This is a genomic window from Limosilactobacillus galli (assembly GCF_947381495.1).
GTDB classification, from domain to species: Bacteria; Bacillota; Bacilli; order Lactobacillales; family Lactobacillaceae; genus Limosilactobacillus; species Limosilactobacillus galli.
In genome coordinates this window covers 1-4,506 of sequence record NZ_CANCWK010000072.1, presented here as the reverse complement: position 1 = coordinate 4,506, position 4,506 = coordinate 1, and the positions used below count along the sequence as shown (strand labels likewise).

Annotated in this window: 6 protein-coding genes and 1 pseudogene; 3 read left to right on the top strand and 4 right to left on the bottom strand. The window is 39.0% G+C overall.

Annotated elements, in window-relative coordinates; all coding sequences use genetic code 11:
• Positions 1-197: pseudogene (locus QOS10_RS10290) on the top strand (IS30 family transposase); the annotation flags it as partial.
• Here the strand turns inward: QOS10_RS10290 and QOS10_RS09060 are convergent.
• From QOS10_RS09060 to QOS10_RS09050, 3 genes are all read right to left on the bottom strand, one after another.
• Entirely contained in the window at positions 190-408 is a 219-nt protein-coding gene (locus QOS10_RS09060) for a GNAT family N-acetyltransferase (RefSeq protein WP_283595154.1), read from the bottom strand. The pseudogene QOS10_RS10290 and the gene QOS10_RS09060 overlap by 8 nt on opposite strands.
• Positions 409-618: 210 nt before the next feature.
• Complete coding sequence (locus tag QOS10_RS09055; RefSeq protein WP_283595153.1) at positions 619-1,275, bottom strand: NAD(P)H-binding protein; 657 nt, start codon at positions 1,273-1,275, stop codon at positions 619-621.
• 158 nt (positions 1,276-1,433) lie between these two features.
• Complete coding sequence (locus QOS10_RS09050) at positions 1,434-1,739, bottom strand: winged helix-turn-helix transcriptional regulator (RefSeq protein WP_152701363.1); 306 nt, start codon at positions 1,737-1,739, stop codon at positions 1,434-1,436.
• A gap of 153 nt (positions 1,740-1,892) precedes the next feature.
• Here QOS10_RS09050 and QOS10_RS09045 point away from each other — a divergent pair, with 153 nt between their 5' ends.
• Both QOS10_RS09045 and QOS10_RS09040 read left to right on the top strand, forming a co-directional pair.
• Complete coding sequence (locus tag QOS10_RS09045; RefSeq protein ID WP_056994893.1) at positions 1,893-2,495, top strand: nitroreductase family protein; 603 nt, start codon at positions 1,893-1,895, stop codon at positions 2,493-2,495.
• A 61-nt stretch (positions 2,496-2,556) separates the two neighbouring features.
• The gene (locus QOS10_RS09040) at positions 2,557-2,982 is read left to right on the top strand and encodes a winged helix-turn-helix transcriptional regulator (RefSeq protein WP_056994894.1); all 426 of its coding nucleotides are present in this window, start codon (positions 2,557-2,559) and stop codon (positions 2,980-2,982) included.
• Positions 2,983-3,098: 116 nt separating this feature from the next.
• On the opposite strand, the gene QOS10_RS09035 is transcribed toward QOS10_RS09040, so the two are convergent.
• Positions 3,099-4,286: an MFS transporter gene (locus QOS10_RS09035; RefSeq protein ID WP_283595152.1), complete on the bottom strand. Its 1,188-nt coding sequence runs from the start codon at positions 4,284-4,286 to the stop codon at positions 3,099-3,101.
• Positions 4,287-4,506: the final 220 nt, after the last annotated feature.

The window sequence follows — 4,506 nt, the reverse complement described above, 5'->3', positions numbered from 1 at the left end:
GCAAGGAGATTACCAAAGGTGAAGCTATAAATAACTATAGTAGTGCTCAGATCATAGCGACTAATGATTGGATGAATTACTATCCACGAGCTATGTTTAATGGACATTCGTCAATGGATATCTATTGTAAGGCCTTCTACCAAGAGATATCACAGCTCCATCAACCAATAATCAATTGGTCAGTATTATTTATTTGAGTCCAGTGGCTAACTTATTCTTGAAATTTAGGTAGCCAACAAAATTTCCCTGATCGTCTCTTAAAACTAAATGGTGAGCAGTGTAATCTAGCTGATCAATTTCCTGGTATGGGCAATCTTGTTCAACGACGAAAACCTTTGTCCGTTCTTCAGCGATCTTACAAAATTCTTTAGTAGTCATTTCATCTAGTGTTTTCACTTCAATTTTCATTTTAAAATTCCTCCTAAAAATAAGGGCACCAACCAACTTCTTCATGTCATTACTGACAGGCCCTAGTAGAAGATGGCTGATGCTCGCTCTTTATATCTTTAATCCGGGGACTAAAGATGAGTTCTATTTAATTGTGATTTATTTTATACGAGGAAATTTTAGTTGTCAAATTTCACTTTCCTAAGGTTTAACAAGTGCTGAGTCCCTTTACTACATCCAACTTGGCTTATCACCGTCAGTATGTGGTTTATTAACACCAAAGTCTTTGCGGGCATAAGGTGCTGGATTATCAATGATTTTTGCAACAAAATCACCAATGGACTTCCGTGAAACTTCTGTCCCCTTAAATGCTTCACCACGTTCGGTTGTTTCATAATCAACCTCATCCTTGTTCGTTAACCAGGCTGGACGAATAATCGTAAAGTCCAGATCAGATGCAGTAATTACGTCAGCCGCACTGCGGTATGTTCCCAGGTAGCTGTCTTTTTGACCGCCACCGAGTTCAGCATTGTTCCATTCACCAAATTTTCCGGGAACTTCATCATATACACCGATCGATGAAATCCAAACAAGTTGTTTTACCCCATGTTCATCCATCGCTTTAACAATATTTTCAGCTTGTTGCTTAATTTCAGGATTCCGTAAATTAGCGTAAACCGCGTCAGCTTTAGCAACTGCAGCCCCTAGTTCATCCATTTTTAGGGTATCACCCTTAATGACTGTTTCCCGAGTTTCATCAATATTTTTTAAGTTTTGTGGGTGACGAGTATACAGTAAGAGGTGGTCTTCACCTTTCTTTAGCAAAGCGTTGATTGCATGACCAGCAATTTGGCCAGTGGCACCTAAAATCAATACTTGTTTTGTCATTTGTATCTTCCTCCTATCGCTTAATTCACTTTTTAGTATAGTTAGTTTCTGACTTATTAAAAGTAAGCACTTTCACGTAAGCTAGTTACCTACCAGTAACATTTACTTGCGCGCCAGGGGGTTGATCAAATTTAATTTTTTCTCGATTTTCGTCTAATTTAAGCTTGGCCCCACTTCTGCATCCCTTCAACAACTTCTTTAAGACTCTTACCACGCTCAGTTAAGGAATATTCTGTTTTTGGTGGGACAACTGGGTAAACCTTCTTTACCACTAACCCGTCACGTTCCAAATCTTTCAACTGAAGGGATAGCATTCGTCGTGAACAATCTGGGATCAATTTTTGCAGTTCGTTGAAACGACAGGTTGGGTGCTTTAGGAGCATATAAATAATCACACTCTTCCACTTTCCCGAAATTAGTTTCAACGTATTTTCAATTGGACATTGTTGTGTTGGTTCTGTCATTTTCTCACCACCATCTTTTTATACTATATCAAATCTTATTATAGGGAAGAATTTGTAACTAGGTGAATTTTATTTCTCATCTTGTCTATGTCTCATATTTTAGTTACTATTAGTAAGTGAAATAACAAAGAATTGATTAAGGAGGAACTCACAATGCAATCAAAATTTAATGAACTCAGTGCCAAGCGTCGTTCCATTTATGCTCTTGGCGATAACATAACAACAAGCCCAGAAGAAATTTTTAACCTGGTAAAGGAAACAGTCCGTAACTCTCCAAGTGCCTTTAACAGCCAAACTGTCCGTGCAGTTGTTCTGTTTGGTAAGAGCTCTGACAAAGTTTGGGATATTGTTGAAGAAACTCTCCAGAAGATTGTAAAGGATCCTACTGCTTTTGCCAAAACTAAAGCAAAGATCGCAACATTCCGTGCAGGTTTTGGGACAATCCTTTACTTAACCGATACTGATATTGTTCATAACTTAGAAGAACAATTCCCTAGCTATGCTGCTAACTTTGCGGATTGGTCTGAGCAAGCAATTGGTGGTGCTCAACAAGCTGTCTGGACTGCCCTGGCAGAAAACAACCTTGGCGCTAGTTTGCAACACTACAATCCGCTAATTGATGATGCTATTCATGAAGCATTCGATCTTCCTGAATCATGGAAGTTACGCGCAGAAATGCCATTTGGCTCAATCGAAGCTCCAGCTGGTGATAAAGATTACCTTCCAGAAGATCAAGTCTTTAAGTTAATTAAATAATAACTCTACTCCTCTCTTCACTCTTTTCATATATAATGAAAGTACTGAAGGGAGGATTTTTATGGCTAAAATGTTTAATACCGGTGCAGACTATGCCCTATCAATCATTGGTGGTAAATGGAAGCCGGTCATTCTTTACCTTCTTGCCGGTCATCCCCGCCGAACCGGAGAATTAGTGAAGCAATTAGGAACTTCCCACAAAGTTCTTAGCGATCAGCTACGGGAACTTATCGATGCAGGAATTGTTGACCGGAAGAGTTTCAATACCATTCCTCCACACGTTGAATATCGTTTAACCGCTGAAGGAGAAAACCTTTATGCCGCCCTCCGTTACTTAAACTACTGGGGTGAACAACAGGTTGCCGATAATCCTGATATTAAGATTATGTGTACCGATAAAATGAAAGCATTAGGTGAAGATGGCCTTTGTGTGATCACAAAGCAACACCTCCACCACTGGAAACAAGAGATCGTTAAACCTGGCTAGAATATCAAATGTGTTTCATGTGGAACAAACTAAAATTCTGATAATAAAAAAGCTGGGAATCAACCTGAACCCTTATTAAGAATAAGGCTCGAGTTGGTTCCCAGTTTTGATATTATTTAATGATTTTGTACTGCACTATTTAACTTGCGCCGATTGAATACATAAATTAGCAAAATAAATGGAATAATTACTAGCATTACTGGATAGAACCATTTTACTGGCATTGTTGAATCAATGACCCCACCAAGAACAGGTCCGAGGGTCATCCCAACATCCAATCCTAAGAAGAATGTTGAACTTGCCAGGCCCCGTTCATTAGAAGGTGCCAACATCATCGCAGTTGACTGACAAACTGAATAAATCAATCCGTATCCAAAGGCCATCCCTGCTGCGGCAAGAGCCATTTCAAAGTTAGTATGCATTACTGCCAACATAATTAAATAAAAGACCGTTGCGATTGTACTAATAATCAGCCATGGTCCGAACTTAACCGTATCAAATTGGTTCCGCAAGAAAAGCCGAATTCCTAACAAAACAACCGCATAAATTAAGAAGTAAGAGCCAACTGCAATTGGCAAATGACGTTGTTCCGTATAGGTAACAATATCTGCCTGAGTTGCAAAGTATGGAATAGCAAACAATGCAGTCAAGAAGGCAATTGGCAACGAATCCTTCTGAATAATTTTCAAATGGAAGCCCTTAGTCTTTTCTTTTTTCGGTTGAGGAGCTGGTTTAGCTTTATTATCAATAAACTGCACGGTAATAATCATCATTAATGATGCTAATGCAGAAATAATGATTGCATATCGGTAACCGATCACACGGTATAGATTGATCGATACCGCTGGTGCAAATGCCATTGCCAAAGCATTCATTAACCCGTAAAAACTCATTGCCTCACCGACATGATTAAACGGAACGAGATACGATAGCCAGGTTGTCATGCAAACTGTACAAAGAACATACCCTAATCCGTTAATTAGCCGAAAGAATAAGAGCAGGCCGCTATTGGGGGTAATAACGTAACCCATAACCCCAATAAAGCTTAAAACACCACCGAGAAACGCCAGCGTATACTTTGAAAAATGATCCGTCATGTTTCCCGCAACTGGACGAAGAAACATCGCAACAATACTCATCATCCCCACAATAATTCCGGCGAAAGCACTTGAAGCTCCCAATTCCTGAGCATAACCATTAATCAGCGGATTACAATACATATTACTAAAAATGAAGAAGAATGAAGCCGCCATTACTAAAACAACATCCTTCGTAAAGATCGTTTCTTTTCTCTCCTTAGCCAATACTCTCCCATCTTCTTTCTCATCAAAATTTAATATTAATATACTACTGTCTTAGAATTCTCTCAATATAAAAACAGGTCTTGAGGATAATCCTCCTTGACCTGTTTTTTCTACTTCCATTGATAATTCACTGTTAAAGTGCCTAGGTGGATTATAGAATGAAGTTAGCCACCTAATTGGTGGTAAATGCAAAAACGCCATTCGGCGTGACATCAGGTAT